This window comes from Xanthomonas sacchari (assembly GCF_040529065.1).
Classification (GTDB): Bacteria; Pseudomonadota; Gammaproteobacteria; order Xanthomonadales; family Xanthomonadaceae; genus Xanthomonas_A; species Xanthomonas_A sacchari.
This window is the reverse complement of sequence record NZ_CP132343.1, coordinates 3,743,295-3,761,377: the sequence shown is the minus strand read 5'-3', so window position 1 is coordinate 3,761,377 and position 18,083 is coordinate 3,743,295. Positions and strand designations below refer to the sequence as shown.

11 protein-coding genes are annotated in these 18,083 nt (G+C 69.6%); 1 reads left to right on the top strand and 10 read right to left on the bottom strand.

Annotated features, from left to right (window positions below):
- Positions 1-16: 16 nt before the first annotated feature.
- From RAB71_RS15785 to ybaL, 8 genes are all read right to left on the bottom strand, one after another.
- Positions 17-1,270, bottom strand: a complete 1,254-nt coding sequence (locus RAB71_RS15785; protein WP_010344349.1) for a type III PLP-dependent enzyme — start codon at positions 1,268-1,270, stop codon at positions 17-19.
- Positions 1,267-3,024, bottom strand: coding sequence for an IucA/IucC family siderophore biosynthesis protein (locus RAB71_RS15780; protein ID WP_010344348.1), 1,758 nt, complete (start codon positions 3,022-3,024; stop codon positions 1,267-1,269). Before RAB71_RS15780 ends, RAB71_RS15785 begins: the two co-directional genes overlap by 4 nt.
- Positions 3,002-4,174, bottom strand: a complete 1,173-nt coding sequence (locus RAB71_RS15775; protein ID WP_010344347.1) for an MFS transporter — start codon at positions 4,172-4,174, stop codon at positions 3,002-3,004. Before RAB71_RS15775 ends, RAB71_RS15780 begins: the two co-directional genes overlap by 23 nt.
- A complete protein-coding gene (locus tag RAB71_RS15770) occupies positions 4,171-5,967 on the bottom strand; it encodes an IucA/IucC family protein (RefSeq protein WP_010344346.1) in 1,797 nt (598 codons plus the stop codon). Before RAB71_RS15770 ends, RAB71_RS15775 begins: the two co-directional genes overlap by 4 nt.
- On the bottom strand, positions 5,964-7,190 hold the full coding sequence (locus tag RAB71_RS15765) for a siderophore biosynthesis protein PvsA (protein WP_010344345.1): 1,227 nt from the start codon (positions 7,188-7,190) through the stop codon (positions 5,964-5,966). Before RAB71_RS15765 ends, RAB71_RS15770 begins: the two co-directional genes overlap by 4 nt.
- Positions 7,191-7,440: 250 nt before the next feature.
- Complete coding sequence (locus RAB71_RS15760) at positions 7,441-9,519, bottom strand: TonB-dependent siderophore receptor (RefSeq protein WP_050946600.1); 2,079 nt, start codon at positions 9,517-9,519, stop codon at positions 7,441-7,443.
- Between the two features lie 79 nt (positions 9,520-9,598).
- On the bottom strand, positions 9,599-10,330 hold the full coding sequence (locus RAB71_RS15755; protein WP_010344343.1) for an HpcH/HpaI aldolase/citrate lyase family protein: 732 nt from the start codon (positions 10,328-10,330) through the stop codon (positions 9,599-9,601).
- Between the two features lie 203 nt (positions 10,331-10,533).
- On the bottom strand, positions 10,534-12,213 hold the full coding sequence (ybaL, locus tag RAB71_RS15750) for a YbaL family putative K(+) efflux transporter (RefSeq protein ID WP_010344342.1): 1,680 nt from the start codon (positions 12,211-12,213) through the stop codon (positions 10,534-10,536).
- A gap of 435 nt (positions 12,214-12,648) precedes the next feature.
- Here ybaL and RAB71_RS15745 point away from each other — a divergent pair, with 435 nt between their 5' ends.
- Positions 12,649-14,163, top strand: coding sequence for an MASE1 domain-containing protein (locus tag RAB71_RS15745; RefSeq protein ID WP_081482010.1), 1,515 nt, complete (start codon positions 12,649-12,651; stop codon positions 14,161-14,163).
- Here RAB71_RS15745 and RAB71_RS15740 read toward each other — a convergent pair.
- Positions 14,153-14,584: a hypothetical protein gene (locus RAB71_RS15740; protein WP_010344340.1), complete on the bottom strand. Its 432-nt coding sequence runs from the start codon at positions 14,582-14,584 to the stop codon at positions 14,153-14,155. The two genes, RAB71_RS15745 and RAB71_RS15740, sit on opposite strands and share 11 nt — an antisense overlap.
- 720 nt (positions 14,585-15,304) lie before the next feature.
- Positions 15,305-17,689 (bottom strand): TonB-dependent siderophore receptor, encoded by a 2,385-nt coding sequence (locus RAB71_RS15735; RefSeq protein WP_010344339.1) that lies wholly within the window; start codon positions 17,687-17,689, stop codon positions 15,305-15,307.
- Positions 17,690-18,083: the final 394 nt, after the last annotated feature.

Below are 18,083 nucleotides of genomic sequence, written 5' to 3'. Positions count from 1 at the left end.
GGCACGGGCGAGCGGATCATGACGCGGCGGTGGCCGGGTCGGCAATGCGGCGCTGCGGCATGGCATCGGCGGCTTGCGCAGCGGCGTCGAGGAACAGCATCTGCGGCGGTGGATGCATCAGGAAGTGCTGGTGCGAGATGTTCCAGGCGTAGGCGCCGGCCAGTGGGAACGCCAGGCAGTCGCCCGGCGCCAGCGCGGCCACCGGCTGGTCGCGGGCCAGCACGTCCTTGGGCGTGCACAGCTGGCCGACCAGGGTCACCCGCGCATCGCGCAGCACCGGCGGCTGGGTGCCGCGCAGCACCAGAAACGGATGGTCGTGGCCTTGCGCGGCAGGCGTGCGGAAATGATGGGTGCCGCCGCGGCCGATGGCGAACTGCGCGCCATGGCTGCGCTTGATGTCCAGCACCTCCATCAGGTACCAGCCGCAGGCGGCGCTGACGTAGCGGCCCGGTTCCAGGCGCAGGCGCAGGCCATCGCCATGCGTGTGCAGCAGCGTCGGCAATCCTGCGCAGAACGTCGCCCAATCGAACGAAGCTGCCGGATCGGCATAGTCCACGCCGAAGCCGCCGCCGGCATTCACCGTCAGCGGTCCCAATCCATAGGCTTGGCGCCAGCCCTGCACGGTCTGCAGGTAGTGTGCGATCAGCCGCAACTGCAGCTGCGCATCGCGCTGGTGCGACAGCAGGTGGAAGTGGAAGCCGTCCAGGCGCAGTCCGCTCGCGCCACGCAGTACCTGCATGGCCGCGTCCAGATCGTCCACGTCCAGGCCGAACGGCGAGGGCCGCCCGCCCATCACCAGGCGCGTGTCCTGCATGCCCGGCACCATGATGTTCAGGCGCAGGAAGACCGACAGCGGCCGCTCCCTCGATGCGGCGATGCGCGCCAGCCGCTGCAGCTCGCCCAGGCTTTCCACGTGCACGCTGCAGTCGGGCAGGCTGGCGGCCAACTGCAGTTCGCTGTCGAGCTTGCCGGGGCCGCCGAACAGCAGCCGGCGGCCTGGCTGATGCGTGTGCAGCCATTGCAGTTCGCCGCCGGAGGCCGCCTCGAAACCGTCCACCCACGGCGCCAGCGTGCGCAGCACCGGCGGTTCGGCATTGGCCTTGGCCGCATACAACAGCTCGCACTCGGCAGGCAGCTGTGCGCGCAGCATCGCCGCATGCGCCTGCAGCGCTGCCAGGTCGTAGACGTAGGCGCAGACCGGGCCGTCGGCCTGTGCGCGCAGCCGCGCCAGCGCCGCGTGCAGGGGGGCGGGATCGATGCGCAGGCTCATGCCGCCGCCTGCCGCAGCGCGGCGCTGCCGATCGGGTTGGGCAGGAAGCTGTAGTCGGCATGGCGGTCGGCACGCTGCAGCAGGCGCAGACGCAGGTTGTTCTTGGCCGGCAGCGGCGCGCCGTCGAGCAGGGCCTGCAGTGCCGGTTGCGTGCCGTGACGCTGCTGCCATGTTCGCGCGATGTCGCCGACGATCTGCCACAGCTGGCGTTCGCGGCGGTCGTGGCCGTCGGCGAGGTGGAAGATCGCTTCGGCCAGGTTGTTGACCAGTGCGCAGTAGGCGATGCGGTTCCAGCCGCGTTCGGCGCTGTAGTACAGCGACTGCCGTGCAGTCTCGGACATGCCGGGCAGGCGCGCGGCCGGCCAGCGCGACGGCAGCAGCTTGGTGCCTTCCAGGTCGCGGATCCACACCTGCGTCGGCAGGCCGTCCTCGCAACCGATCACGGTGTTCTGCAGATGCGGCTCGAGCACGATGCCGTAGCCGAACCAGGCGCTCCACACGCCATCCAGCAGCAACTGTGCGTAAGCGCGGAACCAGGCCGCGGTGGCCGCCTCCAGGCTGCTGCCGCTGCGTTGCGCCAGCGCCTGCAGCGCGGCGGTGCAGGCCGGCTCGCCGCGCGCGTCGTTGGTGAACAGTGCACCGGCCACCTGCGGGCGATAGCGCGCGCGCTGCGCCGCGGGGATCGCCTGCCGGTACAGCACGCCGAAGCTTTCGCCGAGTTCGCGGCAGGCCTGCGCATCGGCGTCCAGCGCGGAGAAGTCCAGGTCGGTGGCGGCCGGCTCCAGCAGTACGTGGAAGCCGGGCACGCGCTGCGCCAGCGCCTGCCAGTCCGGGGCCAGCAGGCGGGTCAGCGCCACCGCGCTTTCCAGTTCGTACCAGGCGTTCTTGCGCACGCAGTTGGTCAGGCGCACGTGCACCGACAGCTTGAGGAAATGATCGAGGTCGGCGTGATACAGCGTGCGCACCGACGAGGTCGGGCGCAGCGCCAGGCCGCGTTCGCCCAGCGGCTCGATCCAGCCGCGCGCCTGCGCTTGGCGCAGCAGCGGATGGGCCAACACGCGCTCGGCTTCCCACGGATGGCAGGGGTACAGGTCGGCGCCGCCGCCGGCCTGCGCCAGCGTCGCGCGCACGTCATCGCCCTGCGCGCGGTACAGGCGCGGGTCAATGCGGAACCAGAACAGCGGGAAGGCGCTGCGCGCTTCCGGCGCGCAGGCCAGCACCTGGTCCAACGGCACGCCTTCGCGGCTCTTGGGCGTGGGATGGAAGGCGTGGCCCCACAGCATCGACTGCTCGGCGTCGATCAGCGCTTCGCCGGTGGGCGGGGCGGCCTCGGCCTGGCGCAGCAACTGCGCGGTGATGGCGATGCTGTTGGCGCTCTGCGCCAGCAGTTCCAGGTTCGGCGCCTGTTCGCCTTCGCTCAGCTCCTGCAACAGCCGGCGCACCAGCGCCTCTGCGTCCAGGCAGTGCCAGGGACGCCCGTCGGCCTTGAGGTAGGGCGCCGAAGCGAAGCGGCAGCGGCCCAGGCCGTCGGCATGCGCCAGGCGCACGCACAGCGTGGCGCCGGAGGGCAGGCGCAGGCGCAGCCAGCGCTCGCCGGCGGCGGCGATGCCGGGCCGGTCCAGGCCGCGATAGTCGAAGTCGGCCAGGCCGCGCCCGAGCGCGACTTCGCGCAGGTAGCAGTTGAGCCAGCAAGTGATCGCCTGCGCTTGCGCCAGGCTGTCGTACCACGGGTCATGCATCGGCAACGGGGACATGGACGGTTCTCCGAACGGACGTGAGCATCAGGGCCGGCAGTAGCGCCAGCAGGACGGCCGCGGCGGCGGCGAGGAACGGCACGGCCAGGCCATGGCCTTGCACCAGGGCGCCGGCGAGGGCGCCGCCGGCGACGCCGGCGTACTTGCCGGCAGCATCGAAACGGCCGAACAACTGGCCGGCGCCGCGCCCGCCGGCGATCTCGGCCAGGCTGCGGTTGAGGCCGCGCAGCGCCATCCACATGCCCAGGCCGAACAGCAGCCGCGCGGCGATCAGCCAGCCCGGCGTCGGCGGTGCCATCTGCAGCAGGCAGGCCAGGGCGAACAGCGCCAGGCCGGCCGGCAGCGGCGATGCGCGGTGGTCGCGGCCGCGCCAGCACGGCATCAGCACCAGGTAGACCAGGTGCGGCAGGCTGTACAGCAGGCCGGCGACCGCGCTGCTGCCGATGCCGTGCGCCTGCGCATACGGCAGGAAGTAGGGAAAGGTCACCACCATCGCGAAGCAGAACAGGAACTGCGTGGTCCACAGCGCCCAGCGCTGGCGGCGCTGCGCCGCATCCGCATGCGGCACCGCGGGCGTGGACACGACTGGCGCCGGCGCGCGCGGCGGATCGTCCGGCAAGCGCCAGCTCAGCGCGAAGGCGAGCAGTGGCAGCAGCGCCAGGTAGCGGTACAGCGACTGCGCCGGGCCCAGCGTGGTGGCCAGGCCAAGCAGGGCCGGGGCGGTGACCATCGCCAGTCGCGCCGAGAACTGGGTCCAGTCCAGCGCCCGCGCTAGCGAGCCGTGCTGCGACTGGCTGCTGAGATAGGCATTGGTCGCGGCCAGCGAGCCGCCGCAGGCGCCCTGCACGACCAGGCCGGCGACCAGCCAGCCCAGGTTCGGCGCGAAGCCGGCCATGGCGAAGCCCGCTGCCAGGCCGAGTTGCGCGCGCAGCAGCGAGCGCTTGCGTCCGTAGCGATCTGCCAGCCGGCCCCAGGCGCTGGCGGTGAGCGCGGTGCACAGCGTCGGCAGCACGTAGAGCACGCCGCTCCAGCCGATCGCCGCGCCTGGCGCCAGCTGCTGCAGCACCTGCGGCAGGAACAGCGGCATGCCCAGCGCGGTGAAGGCCGCCAGGTAGTGCGCGGCCAGCACCGGGCCGAGGATGCGCTTCATCGCGTCGCCCCGATCGCGAGCGCGCGCGCCGCCAGCGCATCCTCGCGCAGCAGGTTGGGCGCGCTGTCGCCGTAGAACTTGTTGATGTCCGCCGCGCCGGTGACCTGCTTGCCGAGCAGGCTGCCGGCGCTGAGCAGGTACTTCACCGGGAGCTTCGGTGCATCCAGCAGCGCCTGCGCCGGCGCGGTGTCGATGCCTTCTTCGCGCAGCGCGCGAAGGGTGCCGTGCAGGCGCGCGCGCAGCAGCGCGTAGAGCGTTGCGCGCAGCCCCGGCTGCCATTCCGCCAGCCCTTCCAGCACCGCCTGCAGATCCAACTGCAGGATGATGGTGCAGAACATCCGCGCCAGCGCGGCGTCGTCCTGCACCGCGATGCGCGCATCGCGCGGGGTGCCCAACGCGGCCAGCGCCGGCCGTTGCGCGTGCAGCCGCGACAGCAGCACCCGCGCCGCATCGTTGTCCTTCATCAGCAGCCGCGGCGCACGGCCGGCGGCGTAGATCAGCACGCTGTTCTGCTGGTTCGCCTCCAGGGCGATGCCGTAGCGCAGCCACAGCCGCAGGTGCACCTCGCACATCAGCGCCAGGTAGCTGTCCCACCAGGCGGTGAGGTCGCCGCCATGGAAGCGCTCGGCCAGGTGCATGGCCAATGGGCGGCCATCGGGCAGCAGCGCGCACAGGCCGGCCACGGGGACCAGGGTCGCCTCCGGCAGCGCTGGATAGCGGCGCAGCAGGTAGGACAGGTGCCGGGTCTCGCCGACATGGCCGGCATGCGCCTCGTCCACGTGCAGGTAGCGTTCGCCCAGCGCCGGATCGTGCGAGGCGAGGTCGCGCAGCACGCGCTCGAACCAGTGCCCGTCGTACAGCGTGGACGGCTTGATCAGGCGCAGGTTGAGTGCGCCCAGCGTGCGCATCGGCACCGGCAGCTTCAGATGATGATCGGGAAACGCCAGCGGAATCACCGTGCGCAGCGACAGCGAGGGCCGCACCTGCAGCCACGGCTGCGGCGCGGCGATCGCGCCCGCCGGCAGGGCGAAGCCGTCCTCGCCCAGGCGTTCGAAGATCAGCGGATGCAGCGGCCAGGCGACATGGTCGGCGTCCAACGCCGGGTCCAGGCCGAGCATGCTCGGGCGCGGCCAGAACGCCGGCGGCGGCGTGGTCTGGGTGACCTGCGCGGCCGGCAGCGCCAGCCAGCGCAGTGCGAAGCTGGGGCCGAATTCCGGTGCGTAGCGCGGCAGGTCGGCGTCGTCCAGGCCGAGCTTGGCGCGTGCGCTGGGATAGAACGGATGGTCGCGGTGGCTGGCCAGTTGTTCGCAGCGGTAGGCGCGTTCGTGCGCGTCGGCCGCGTCCAGCGCGGTGGCCAGCAGCGGCCGTTGCTGCGCATAGGCCTGCCGCGCCAACGCACGCTGGCGCACCGCGCACTCGGCTTCCTCGACATAGGCGCGGTGCAGCGCCTGGGTCTCCGCATCGAGCCCGGCGCCCAGCCGCGCCAGCCACTGCGCCGCGCCGGATTCGCAGGCGCTGTGCTGCCCGGTGTGCAGCACCCAGCCGTCGCTGCAGGCGCTCACCGTCTGCAGGTAGCCGGCACGGCGCAGCGGCAGCCACAGTTCGCCGTCGGGCAGGTGCGCGATGCGCCACCAGATGGCGTCCGTAGGCAGCGGCGCCTGGGTCCAGGCGGCGAGCACCGCCGGCGGCGGGGTGGCAGCGGCGCCGCGGCTGACGATGCCGCGCAGGTCTTCGCGCAGGCAGGCGTCGATCACGCGCAGGTCGATGTAGCGGCGGTCGGCGTCCTGGCTCATGCGGCCGCTCCGATGCTGCTGTCGATGCGCCAGTGCAGCGACGCCTCGGTGCCGTCCAGCGCCTGCTGCAGGTCCACCTCGGTGTCGGCGAGCACGTCCAGTACGCCCAGGTAATCCTTGTTGGAATGGCTCAGGCGGATGGCGTCGCCGGGTTGCCGCAGGCGCCGGTAACGCGCTTCCCAGTGCGCGTCGCTGCTGGCGTGGTCGGCACTGGCCACGGCCAGCGTGCCGTCGTGCTCGGCCACGTAGTAGCGCACCAGGGCGTGCGTGCGGCGCGCCTGCAGCGTCGGCAGCGGGCGGCCCAGGTGCAGGCCGAGGACGCTGTCGAACCAGTGCCCGCCGAACAGGCGGTCGAGCAGGAACTCGCGGCCGTCGCCGATGCTGCGGTAGTTGATCTCCACCAGCACCGGGCCGTCGGCGGTCAGGATGAACTCGCTGTGGCACACGCCGAAGCCGATGCCGAACGCCTGCAGTTGCGCCAGCGCCTGCTGCAGCACCGGCGTGTCGGTGGCGCCGCGCCAGCGCGCTTCGCATTCGACGAAATGCGGCGGCGCCGACAGTTGCACGTCGAAGCCGCCGATCGGCTGCAGGCTGCGCCCGTCGCCGAGCGTTTCCAGGGTGAACAGCGGACCCTCAAGCATGCTTTCCAGCAGCACGCTGCGCTGCGGGTGGCGCTGCCAGAAATCATCGAGGTAGGTCTGCAGCGCCGTCGCGTCGGCGCAGTGGCGCACGTCCAGGCTCGCCACGCCTTCGCGCGGCTTGGCGATCAGCGGCCATGGCGCCTGCGCCGGCGGTTGCGCGCCCGGCGCCAGGCTGCAGAACCAGGGCGTCGGCAGGCCGAGCGCGCGCAGCCGCTGGCGCATCGCCGCCTTGTTCTTGGCCGCGTAGCAGACCTGCCAATCCTTGCCGGGCACGCCGAGCGCGGCGGCGACCACGGCGGCGCTGGTCTGCAGGTGATCGCTGTTGCTGAACACCGCGCGCGGCGGCTGCGGCAGGCTGCCGAGCAAGTCGAGCACACCCAGCGGATTGAACACGTCGCACTCCAGCACCTGCACCGGTGCGGCCGGCGGATGGCGGCGGAAGTGCTCGAGGTGGGCGTGGCGGTGGTCGGTCAGCAGCAGCACCGGCACGCCCAGGCGTTGCGCGGCGGGGAGGAAGCCATCGGTCACCGCCGGGTGGCAGACGTGGCTGAGGATCAGCAGGGGAGCGTCGTGCGGGGTCATGTGCGGGTCTCGTCGGGCGCAGGCGCACGCACGCCGCCGGCGCGGCCGCGCAGAGGCGGACACGGGAGGCAGGCGCCGCGGCTGCGGCAGGGTCGCGTGGTTGCCTGGCGCATCGCATCGGGCGTGCGCTGGGTACGGGAAGGACGCGGCTGCGTCCGTTGCACTGGCCCGCGTCTCCCGCGGGCGGCGGCGCGCCGTGCTGGCGCGCGGTGGTGCGGCGTCCGGCGTCGTCGTCCGACGCCGGGATGGATCAGAACGTGTACTCGAGGCCGACGGTGACGCTGCGGCCCGGCGCCGGCTGCCGGCCCCAGGGGCTGGTGTCGATGCCGCGGTACCAGTACTTGCGATCGAACAGGTTGTTGACCGCCAGCGACGCGCTGAGCTTGCCGCTGGCGCCTTCGCTGAGCACCTGGCTCAGCTGCGCGTTCCACACCCAGTAGGAGGGCAGTTCGCCGACCGAGGCGATCGCGTTCTCCTGCACGGTGTTGGCCGCATCGCTGAAGGCGCGGCTGAAGTAATAGCTGGAAACGGCGACGGTGGTATGACCGGATTCGGGCCGGTACGACGCGCCGAGGGTGAGCTGGTTGCGCGAGGTGTAGGGCACGCGATTGCCGTCGTACACGCCCGATTCCTGCCGCGCGTCCAGGTAGGCGTAACCGGCGTTGAGGGTCAGCGCGCGCAGTTGCGCCGGGCTCCACTGCACTTCCACTTCGGCGCCCTGGTGGCGGGTCTTGCCGAGGTTGCGATAGGTGCGCGTGGTGTTGTCGAGCTGGATCTGCTGGTCGAAGTCGATCAGGTAGCCGCCGAACTGCACGCGAGTGCGTTCGTTGGGCTGGTAGCGCGCGCCGGCCTCGTAGTTCCAGGCCAGTTCGGCGTCGAGGTTGTCGCCGAAGATGATCTGGGTGACCTGCGGCGCGCGCAGCGAGCGCTGGCCGTCGGCGTACAGGTACCACGTCGGAGTGGCCTGGAAGCCCAGGGTCAGGCCGGGCAGCACGTCGTCGGTCTTGTTGCGCGTGCGCACGCCGCTGGCCAGGTTGTAGTAGCGCGAATCGACCTGCTCGTAGCGCAGGCCGGGGGTGACGGTGACGCGGCCGTCGGCGAACGCGATCGCGTCGCTCACGTAGGCCGCCGCGCCGCGGTCCTTGAAGCGCCAGTCGCGCACCAGGGTGTACAGGCCGTCGCTGAGGCGGGTGTTGCCGACCAGGAAGTCGATGTCCTCGTTGATCGCACGGGCACCCAACGTCCACTGCTGGCGCACAGCGCCGTCGCCCATCGTCCAGCTCAGCCGCGGCTCGCTGCCATAGACCCGGAAATCGCGTGGCGCGCTCTGCCGCAGTTGCGGCGGCAGGTCGGGGCGCCAGGTCTCGCTGGACGCCGAGCGCATGCCGACAATGAAGTTGCGGCTGCTGCGCGCGCTGAAATTGCTCCAGTCCAGGCGCAGGTCCTGGAACGGCCCCACGTCGCCGAAGTCCTGCTGGTAGACCAGCGAGGCGCGCGTGGTGCGGCCGGTGAATTCGTCCAGCGGCCGCGTCGACTGGCGGGAATCGCGCAGGTAGTCGGCGACGGACAAGGCGCCGGCCATGTCCATGTCGGCGACATAGCGCTGCACGCTGGCCTTGAGCAGCTTGTCCGGCGCCAGCCACCATTCCGCGCGCAGGCGCAGGTTCTTGATGTCGGTGGCGCTGTGCTCGCGCCAGTAGTCGCCCTTGGTCCAGTTGGCGTCCAGTTGCAGGCCGAACGTGTCGCTGGCGTAGCCGCCGGTGCTGATCGCGGTGTCGCCCAGGTAATGCCCGGCGCCGCCGGCGGTGACCTTCTGGCCCAGCGTGGTGGTCCAGGTGGTGGGGATGTCCGGGCTGATCAGGTTGATCACGCCGCCGACGTTGTTGGGGCCGTACTGCACCGCGGCGCCGCCGCGCACGATGTCGATGCGGTCGATCTGGTTCAGGCCGACCGGGAACAGCGACAGGCTGGTCTGCCCGTACGGCGCCAGCGCCAGCGGAATGCCGTCCTCCAGCACCTGCACGCGGCCGCTGCGGCTTTCATACAGGCCGCGCAGCATGATCTGCGGCAGCGCGCCGGTGCCGGTCTCGTCGAACACCTTGATGCCCGGCACCTTCTGCAGGGCATCGTCCAGCGAGCGGTTGGCGCCGGTGCGCAGTTGCACGTTGTCGATCACCTGGCGGCTGCCGGCGTAGTGCTGCACGTCCTCGACGGTGGAGCGGCCGAGCAGGCTGCCCTGCACCTGCACCGCGTCGAGCTGGCGGATCCGCGCCTGCGCGTCGGCGTCGGGCGGGGTGTCCTCGGCGCGCACGCTGGTGGGAGCGAGCATGGCGGCGGCGAGGGCGACGGCCAGCAGCGAAGGGGAAAGCGAAGCGATCAAGACGACGACTCCAACAGGAACGAAACGGTCAGGGGCTGCGCAGGTCGGCCGCGCGCTGGCGCAACGCGGCCTGCAGCAGCGCGCGGTCCTCGCCGGCGAACAGCCACTGCAGGTCCGCCTGCGCCAGCCAGTGCGCGCGCTGCGCGGCGTCGCGCGGATTGGGGCAGAACGGAATGCCGGCGGCGCGACAGGCCCCGTCGATCGCCAGCAACTGCTCCCAGACCTGCGGGTGGGTGGGCTGCGGGCCGAGGCCCAGGTCCAGCGCCAGGTCCAACGCGCCTTCCATCACCAGCGACACGCCAGGCACCTGCAGGATCTGCGGCAGCGCGCGCACGCCGGCGGCGCTTTCGATCATCGGGATCACGCGCAGGCGCTCACGGCTGCGGGCGATGTAGTCGGCCAGGGCCACGCTGCCGAAGCCGGTGGCGCGGCCACCGGTGATGCCGCGGCGGCCGTGCGGCGGAAAGTGCGCGGCGGCAACCGCGCGCTCGGCCTGTTCGGCGCTGTCCAGCCCGGCCAGGACCACGCCGCGGGCGCCAGCGTCGAGCACCCGGCCGATCAGCTTGGCGTCGACCTCGGGCACCCGCACCCAGGCTTCGCAGCCGCCCAGCTCGCAGGCGCGGATGGCGTGTTCCAGCTCGGCTGGCGAGCGCAGCACGTGTTCCAGGTCCAGCACCGCAAAGTCGTAGCCGACATGCCCGAACATCTCGCACAGCAGGGCACTGGGCACGGAGTTGAGCAACCCGATCTTGCAGGCCATGGGGGAGGGCGAGCGGAACTGGGGAAGGGAGCGCAATCCTGCCGCAAACGAGAATGCTTATCAAGAAGATTCGCTGCAGGGCTTCACGGCCGCCGTAGACGCTTTCTGTGCGCTACCGCGCTTTTCGCTGCGACTCACTCGCCGAAGAGGAGCCGCTTTTGCGAATCCCCAATCCCTAATCCCCAATCCCTGCGCTAAAGGCCTCAGCGCGCGACGGCGCGCATCCCCCGGTACGGCGGCGTCGCCATCACCATTTCCGCCAGCGAATAGGCCAGCTCGCGCTCGGCCATCACCGTGCCGTCGGCGCCGTGGTCGAGCAGGTGCTTGACCTCGGCATCGCTGTGCGCCCGCGCCAGCAGGGTCAGCGCCGGATTCAGCGCACGCAGCTTGGCCAGGGCCTCGCCGGCCTCCAGCGGCTGCGGGATCGCCAGGATCGCGATCTTGGCCTTCTCCGGATGCGCCTCGGCCAGCACGCGGTCGGCGGCGGCACTGCCGCGGATGCCGGGGATGCCGTCGGCGTGGGCGCGTTCGACATGGTCGCGGTTGTCGTCGATCACCAGCACCGGCACGCCGCGCTCGCGCAGCACCGCCGCCAGCGCGCTGCCGACCCGGCCGTAACCAATCACGATGGCGTGGTCGACCAGATCCAGCGACGGACCCGGCGGCAGCTCCGGTTCCACCGTCACCGGCGCCTCCACCGCCTGGCGCGCCTGCCAGCGGTCCAGCCAGCTGAACAGCAACGGGTTGGCGATGATCGACAGCAGCGCGCCGGCCAGGATCAGGTCGCGGCCGGTCTCGGGCAGGATCGCCAGGCTCACGCCGAGGCCGGCGAGGATGAAGGAGAACTCGCCAATCTGCGCCAGGCTGGTGGAGATCGTCAGGGCGATGCCGGTGGGGTGGCCGAACGCCCGCACGATCACGAACGCGGCCAGCGACTTGCCGACGGTGATGGTCAGGAAGGTGGCCAGCACCTGCCACGGATGCTCGACCAGGATATGCGGGTCGAACAGCATGCCCACCGAGACGAAGAACAGCACCGCGAAGGCGTCGCGCAGCGGCAGCGAGTCGTTGGCGGCCTTGTGGCTCAGCTCCGATTCCTTCAGCAGCATGCCGGCGAAGAACGCGCCCAGCGCGAACGACACGCCGAACAAGGTGGCCGAGCCGAACGCCACGCCCAGCGCGATCGCGAGCACCGACAGGGTGAACAGCTCGCGCGAGCCGGTCGCGGCGACCTTCTCCAGCGCCCACGGGATGGCGCGGCGGCCGACCACCAGCATCACCGCTACGAACGCGGCCATCTTCAGCAGGGTGACGCCGAGCGCGCCGAGGATCGCCCCGGTGTCGGCGCCCTTGCCGCCGAGCGCGTCGGCCAGCGCCGGCAGCAGCACCAGCGCCAGCACCATCACCAGGTCCTCCACGATCAGCCAGCCGACCGCGATGCGCCCGCGCTGGGTTTCCAGCAGGCGCCGTTCCTCCATCGCCCGCAGCAGCACCACGGTGCTGGCCACCGACAGCGCCAGGCCGAACACCAGGCCGTGCAGGGTCGGCCAACCCATGCTCCAGGCCAGCCCCCAGCCGAGCAGGGTGGCGACCGCGATCTGCGCCAGCGCGCCGGGGATCGCGATCCACTTCACTTCCATCAGGTCTTCGAGCGAGAAGTGCAGCCCCACCCCGAACATCAGCAGCATCACCCCCAGTTCCGACAACTGGGTGGCCAGGGCCTGGTCGGCGACGAAGCCCGGCGTGAACGGCCCCACGCAGATGCCTGCCACCAGGTAGCCGACCAGCGGCGAGAGCTTGAGGCGATGGGCGAGCGTGCCGAGGACGAAGGCGAGCGCGAGCCCGACCGCGATGATGTCGATGAGACTGGTGTCGTGATGCATTCAGGATCGCAGAACAAGGAAGCCTGGAGTGTCGCCGATCGGGGCTTTTGTCGGCAAATCGGTGTGGCGGGGCGCAGCGGCGACGCGGCGGCCGGCAGGCGCTCGGTGTGGCGCTGCCCGGATCCACTCAGCCGCATATGGCGGAAGTGGCGGAACCCGGTCGCACCGGTCACGCCTACCGCGCCGGCCGAGGGAGCGACCTGGCCTGGCGGGTGACGATCATCGCGCAATCGGCTGCGTCGGCGGTGCCGCAACGCGGTCTCGGATGTCGCTCCCCGACAGCACGACTGGGATGGAGGTCGCAGCGAACCGTGCCCGCACGCAACTCCCTGTCAGGAAAGACATTACAGCGCATGGTGGACGTTATCTGTCTACTGTTTCGGCCCATTCCGTGGTGTATGTTTGCGCCCATTGGTGTCCTGCCGGGACAGGGGCATGGCTAGACTGAAGACTTTCGCTAGAGGAATCCTCCTGAGCGCCTTGTACTGCGCGGCTTATCTGGCCGTGTGGCACTGCTCTCTGGATCAGTGGTTCCTGCCGATCGGACTGCGCACGGCAGCACTGCTGTTTCTCCCGTATCGGCTCTGGCCCTACGTGTTCCTGGGAGATGCGGCGGCGCTGTTGAGCATGCGCGTGCCGATGATCGAGGAGGGCGGCGCAAATCCGGTCTGGGTGTACGGCAGTTCGTTCCTGCTGATGCCCGCCTTCGCGCTGCTGCCGTGGATGGTCCGGCGCAATCTTCCGGATTTCCGGGTCGAGCAGAGCTGGCTGCCGCTGATCTGCCTGTGCGCAGCGTTGTGGGCGGTGCTCGTCAACAAGGGCGTCAACTGGCTGCTGGGTGGGCCGGCGGCCTACATCAATCTGGAAAACACGCTGAAGTTCTGGATCGGTTTCTATCTGGGTATCGTCATGTTCGTCTTCCCCGCGCTGCTGTGGGTCAGGCGAGCAGAGGGCGATGCGGCTGCGCGAAGGACGGTTCTGCACAGCGCAGGCGTCGCCGCGCTGCTGATGGGCGTCCTGTTCGGCGTCGCGATGCAGGTGGAGGGCGTGCTGCGCCAGTTCCTCCTGGTTCTCATGATTGCGCCGGCCGTCTGGCTGACCTTCAAGCATGCCTGGCGAGGCGCCGCGATCGGCGTGGTGATGGCCAACTTCGCGGTGGCCATGTCCATGCCGAAGACCAATTATGCCGGTGCCTACGACGCGGACTCATTGCAGGTGCAATTGTTGGTCGCCTTTGCGGTGACCGCACTCGCTTCCCTCGGCGCCAAGTTGTCCGTGGCCTTCGATCAAGTGCAACGTTTCGGCTTTGCCGAAAGGGAGGCGCTGCAGGTCGCCCAAGCCAGCTACATGTCGGCCGAACGTACCCTGCGCAACCGGGTGATCGAGTACACCGACATCCACGTGCATATCAACAAGCTGCGCCGCGACATCGCCACCACGCTGAAGGAGCACGGCCACTACGCCGCGGCGATGGAAATGAACCGCACCGGGGTGATCCAGGCGCAATTGCTGGACGATTACGTCGCCGCACTGTATCCGCTGGATATCGAAACCCACGGCCTGTACGGCGCGCTGAATTCCATCGCCTTCGCCAATGCCTGCGAGACCGAGGTCGAGGCGCGCCTGCACGGCGATACGCGGCGGCTGTCGATTGGCCTGCAACTGGCGGCGTACCGGTGCGTGCTCAATGCCATGGAAATCCTGCCCAACGCGGGCCGGCACACGATCACGGCGCGGGTCTGGTCGGCGCGCGGCAAGCGCGGCGTGGTGGTGACGCTGGAAGCCGATACGACCATGCCGGGCAGCGGCCGCAAACAGCACAGCGCCGACGAGATGGACTGGGAGCTGGCGAGCCGGTTGAAGGCTCATGACGGCACCTGCCGGCGCCGTCATGAGCGAAAGATCAGTTTCCTGATCTCAGAGCCCCTGCAAAAGCCGGTTACTTCTTGATGGTCACGGTCCAGACGTCGCCGTTGGCGCTGCTGGCCAACTGCACGGTGAAGTAGCGCGCATCGTAGACCACGGTGCCGCGGCTGCTGTCGAAGGTGTCGACGGTGCTCACCCGATCCACGTCCTGACCCATCGGCGTCACCCAGGCGGTGTCGCCGACACGGCCGATCGCGCCGCGCACCTGGCCGGTGGCGTCGTTGATCTGCAGGTAGGTCACGCCATTACGCTCGAACTGGTAGATGCGCGCCGACGCGTTGGTGGACAGATTGGTCGCCGCCGGGGCGCTTTCGCCCAGGCCGCGGATGGCGATCGGCGTGCCGACACCGCCACCCGGGCAGCAACTCTGCGCCGAGGCATTGAACGCCAGCGCAGAGCAAAGCGCGATGCCCGAAAGCGTCGCGAATTTGGAAGTTTTCCACATAATCAGATCCTTCCCCATAAGGGATTTTTTGCCTGCCGTTCAGGCGATTCCACATTACGCGAATCGCAACAGGCCACTGTTGACAAATAATCAATCGGTTCATACTTGTGATGCGGCTCACGCTTATTTATGCGGAATGATTTCCACAAAATGCGCCGCATCGGCTTGCTCAGGTATGGCCCCAGGTCACGCAACATCGCGTCGACCCTCCGGCAGTGCCGGGATGTCGGGCGTGGACTGCATTGCAGTTTCCATGCCATTTATTGCAGGCACAGCGTCGCGACACAGCGGCAGCGTATTTCGCTGCCCGCCGTTTGCGCCGATGGGCGACGACGTGGGTGTCGAATGCCTCTATCTATCGGGCGCGAGTTGCGGCGCGAGTAAATCTATTGCGCTAATGCGGCAGCCCGATGCGCTTGGGTCGCGCGACGAAGGCTTGACGCGTCTGCGTCATTGCCAGTGGCGCTGGGATGGAGCCTCGCGGCGACCGTGCGCGTAAACCGGGTGACTGCCGCAGTGCGCTGCTGTGCCCTGCGACATCGGCAAGGCCGGCACGCGCAGGCCTTGTCGACATCCCACCGCTGCTGCGCGGGCACGCATCCGATTCCTGCAGCGTGGTGATGCCGCACGTCAGCGATGCGGACGTGGCGGGGTGCGGTGTCGAGACTGCCGATAGAAAATGCGGCGGCGGTGCCTCGGGACACCGCCGCCGCACACGCATCACCAGCTGTAGTTGACGTTGGCGTAGGCGAACGCGCCATTGAAGCCGAACGGTGAGGAGGTGCTGTACGGCAGATAGGTGCGGGTGCCGGCACCGGCGCGCGAGCGGTCGGGGTACTCGTTGAGCACGTTGTCGCCGCCGACGGTGACGCGCCAGCGACCCAGCGTGTAGGCCGCCGACAAATCCAGCGTCCACTTGGCCGCATAGGTCTGATCGGCGGCGGGCGTGGTGCCGAAGTCGGTGAATTCGCCCCAGCGCGTGGCGGTGGCGGTGAAGGCCCAGGCGCCGGGCGACCACACGCTGCTCAGGAAGAACTTGTCGCGCGGCGAACCGCGGGTGATGCGGCCGATCTCGGCACGACCGATGCGCACCGCGGTCGGGTCGATCGCTTCCAGCACCGCAGGATTGCCGGCGATCTTCTCGATGTCGGTCTTGTTGTAGTTGTAGCCGGCGGTGAGATCGAGGCTGCTCGCGGGCAGCGCGATCTTGTAGGTGCCGATCGCGTCCACGCCCTGGGTCTTGGTATCGATGGCGTTGGTGAAGTAGCGGCCGCCGCCGATGCCGGCGTAGCCGTTGCTCTGCAGGTAGTTGCGTACCGCCGTGGAGGTGAGATTCTCCGAGAGCACGATGCGGTCGTCGATGTCGATGCGGTAGGCGTCGAGGGTGATGTACAGCGCGTCCACCGGCTGCAGCACCAGGCCCAGGCCGTAGTTCTTGGACTTCTCGGCCTTCAGCGGTTCGGCGCCGAGCGCGATCGCCGCCGGGTTGTCGGTGCGGAAGGTGCCGATCTCGAACGGCGTGGCGGCGATGCTGCCGTCGGGCTGGGCGACGTTGATGAAGTTGGTGGCGACCGACTGGAAATACTGCTGCTGCAGCGAGGGCGCACGGAAGCCGGTGGAGACGGTGGCGCGCAACGCGACCTTCGGGCTGAAGGCGTAGCGCAGCGACAGCTTGCCGGTGGCGGTGTCGCCGAAGTCGCTGTAGTTCTCGTAGCGCCCGGCCAGGCCGGCGGAGAACTTGTCGGTGATGTCGCCTTCCAGGTCCAGATAGGCCGAGTAGCTGTTGCGGTCGTAGTGGCCGGAGTCGCTGGGCTTGAAGCCGGCGAACACCTGCGCGCCCGGCAGCAGGGTGCCGTTGGCCGAGGGAATGCCGCCGTTGACGTAGGACGCCGGCTCGCCCGGCGATTCGTTGAACTTCTCGCCTCGCCACTCGGCGCCGAAGGCCAGGGTGAGCGGGTAGGCCAGGCCGACCGCCAGCGATTTGCTGAAGTCGGCGTTGAGCACGTTCTGGGTGACCTGCAGCGCGCCGGCGTAGAACTCGGTGGGGCTGGCCAGGCCCAGGCTGTTGTTGAGGCTGTGGCGCACGTCGAAGCTCAGGTCGTTGCGGCCGTAGTTGTAGCTGAGGTCGATGGCCAGGCCGCCGGCGGTGCTGGACTTGACCCCGCCGACCCAGGACACGTCCTTGCTGACGTTGTAGATCTGCGGCAGGAAGCCGTCCGGGTAGATTTCCGGACGGTTGCGGTTGTCGCCGGACCAGCGGAAGTAGCCGTTGGACAGCACTTCGCGGCGGCTGAGCATCGCGTAGGAATAGAAGGTGATGTAGTCGGCCGGGCTGTACTGGCCGTTGTAGGAGAACGCGCCCTGGTCCACGTCGGGGTCGCCGTAGCGCTGTTGCACCTGGCCCTGGTACGGCGTGGCGCGGTCGGTCTGGTCCTGGTGGCCGGCCTGTGCGGCGAAATGCACGCTGCCGGTTTCGGCGAAGGTGAGCCCGGCATCGCCGGAGAGCTGGTACTGCTCGCCGTCGCCGGCGCTGTACTTGCCGTAGCGCCCGGCCAGGCTGCCGCCGCTGCCGCTGCCCTTGAGCACGATATTGATGACGCCGGCGATGGCGTCGGAGCCGTATTGCGCCGAGGCGCCATCGCGCAGCACTTCGATACGTTCGACCGCGGCGATCGGAATGGTGTTGAGATCGGCCGGCGACGAGCCGCGGCCCTGCGCGCCGTTGAGGTTGACCAGGGCGGTGGTGTGGTAGCGCTTGCCGTTGACCAGCACCAGCACCTGGTCCGGCGAAAGCCCGCGCAGTTGCGCCGGGCGCACCGCATCGGAACCGTCGGTGATCGCCGGGCGTGGGAAGTTCAGCGAGGGCACGGCGCGCGACAGCGCGGTGGCCAGTTCGGTGGTGCCGGTGGACTGCAAGGTTTCCGGCGAGATGATGTCGATCGGCGACGCCGATTCGGCCACGGTGCGGTCGGCCACGCGCGTGCCGGTGACGATGACGGTGTCCAGCGTTTGCGCGTTGCCGCTGTTCTGCGCATGGACGGAAACGGCGGACGTCGCCAGGCACAGGGCGACGGCATGGGCGAGCGGAGTGAGCGTACGCGTCATGAGGGAGGCGGCTCCAGTAGTGGGGGAAGGCGTCGCTGCATGCGCGCTCCCTGTCCCCTGGCGGATGCGGCGACGCTCCCTAGGGATTACCGGCGGATGTAAGGAGTGTCAATGTTCCGTTAAGTGCAACGCGGAGGTTGCAGTTGCAACCAACGCTGCAGGCGTTGCGGCAGCGCGCATCCGCGGATTTGCTGGAGTTGTAGACAAAATGCGGGTCGCGCGCGATGGCGTCGTGCCTGCGCTGTGCTTGCGCGGGATGGGGTGCGTGTCCTGCTTGACGCTGCGGGCTGCTGCGGGCTGCTGCGGGCTGCGGGCTGCGGGCTGCGGGCGTCTTCGTGTGGATTGGCCAGCGGTTGTGTCGTCGAAGGTGGCCATCGCGTGGTTGGTCGTTTCA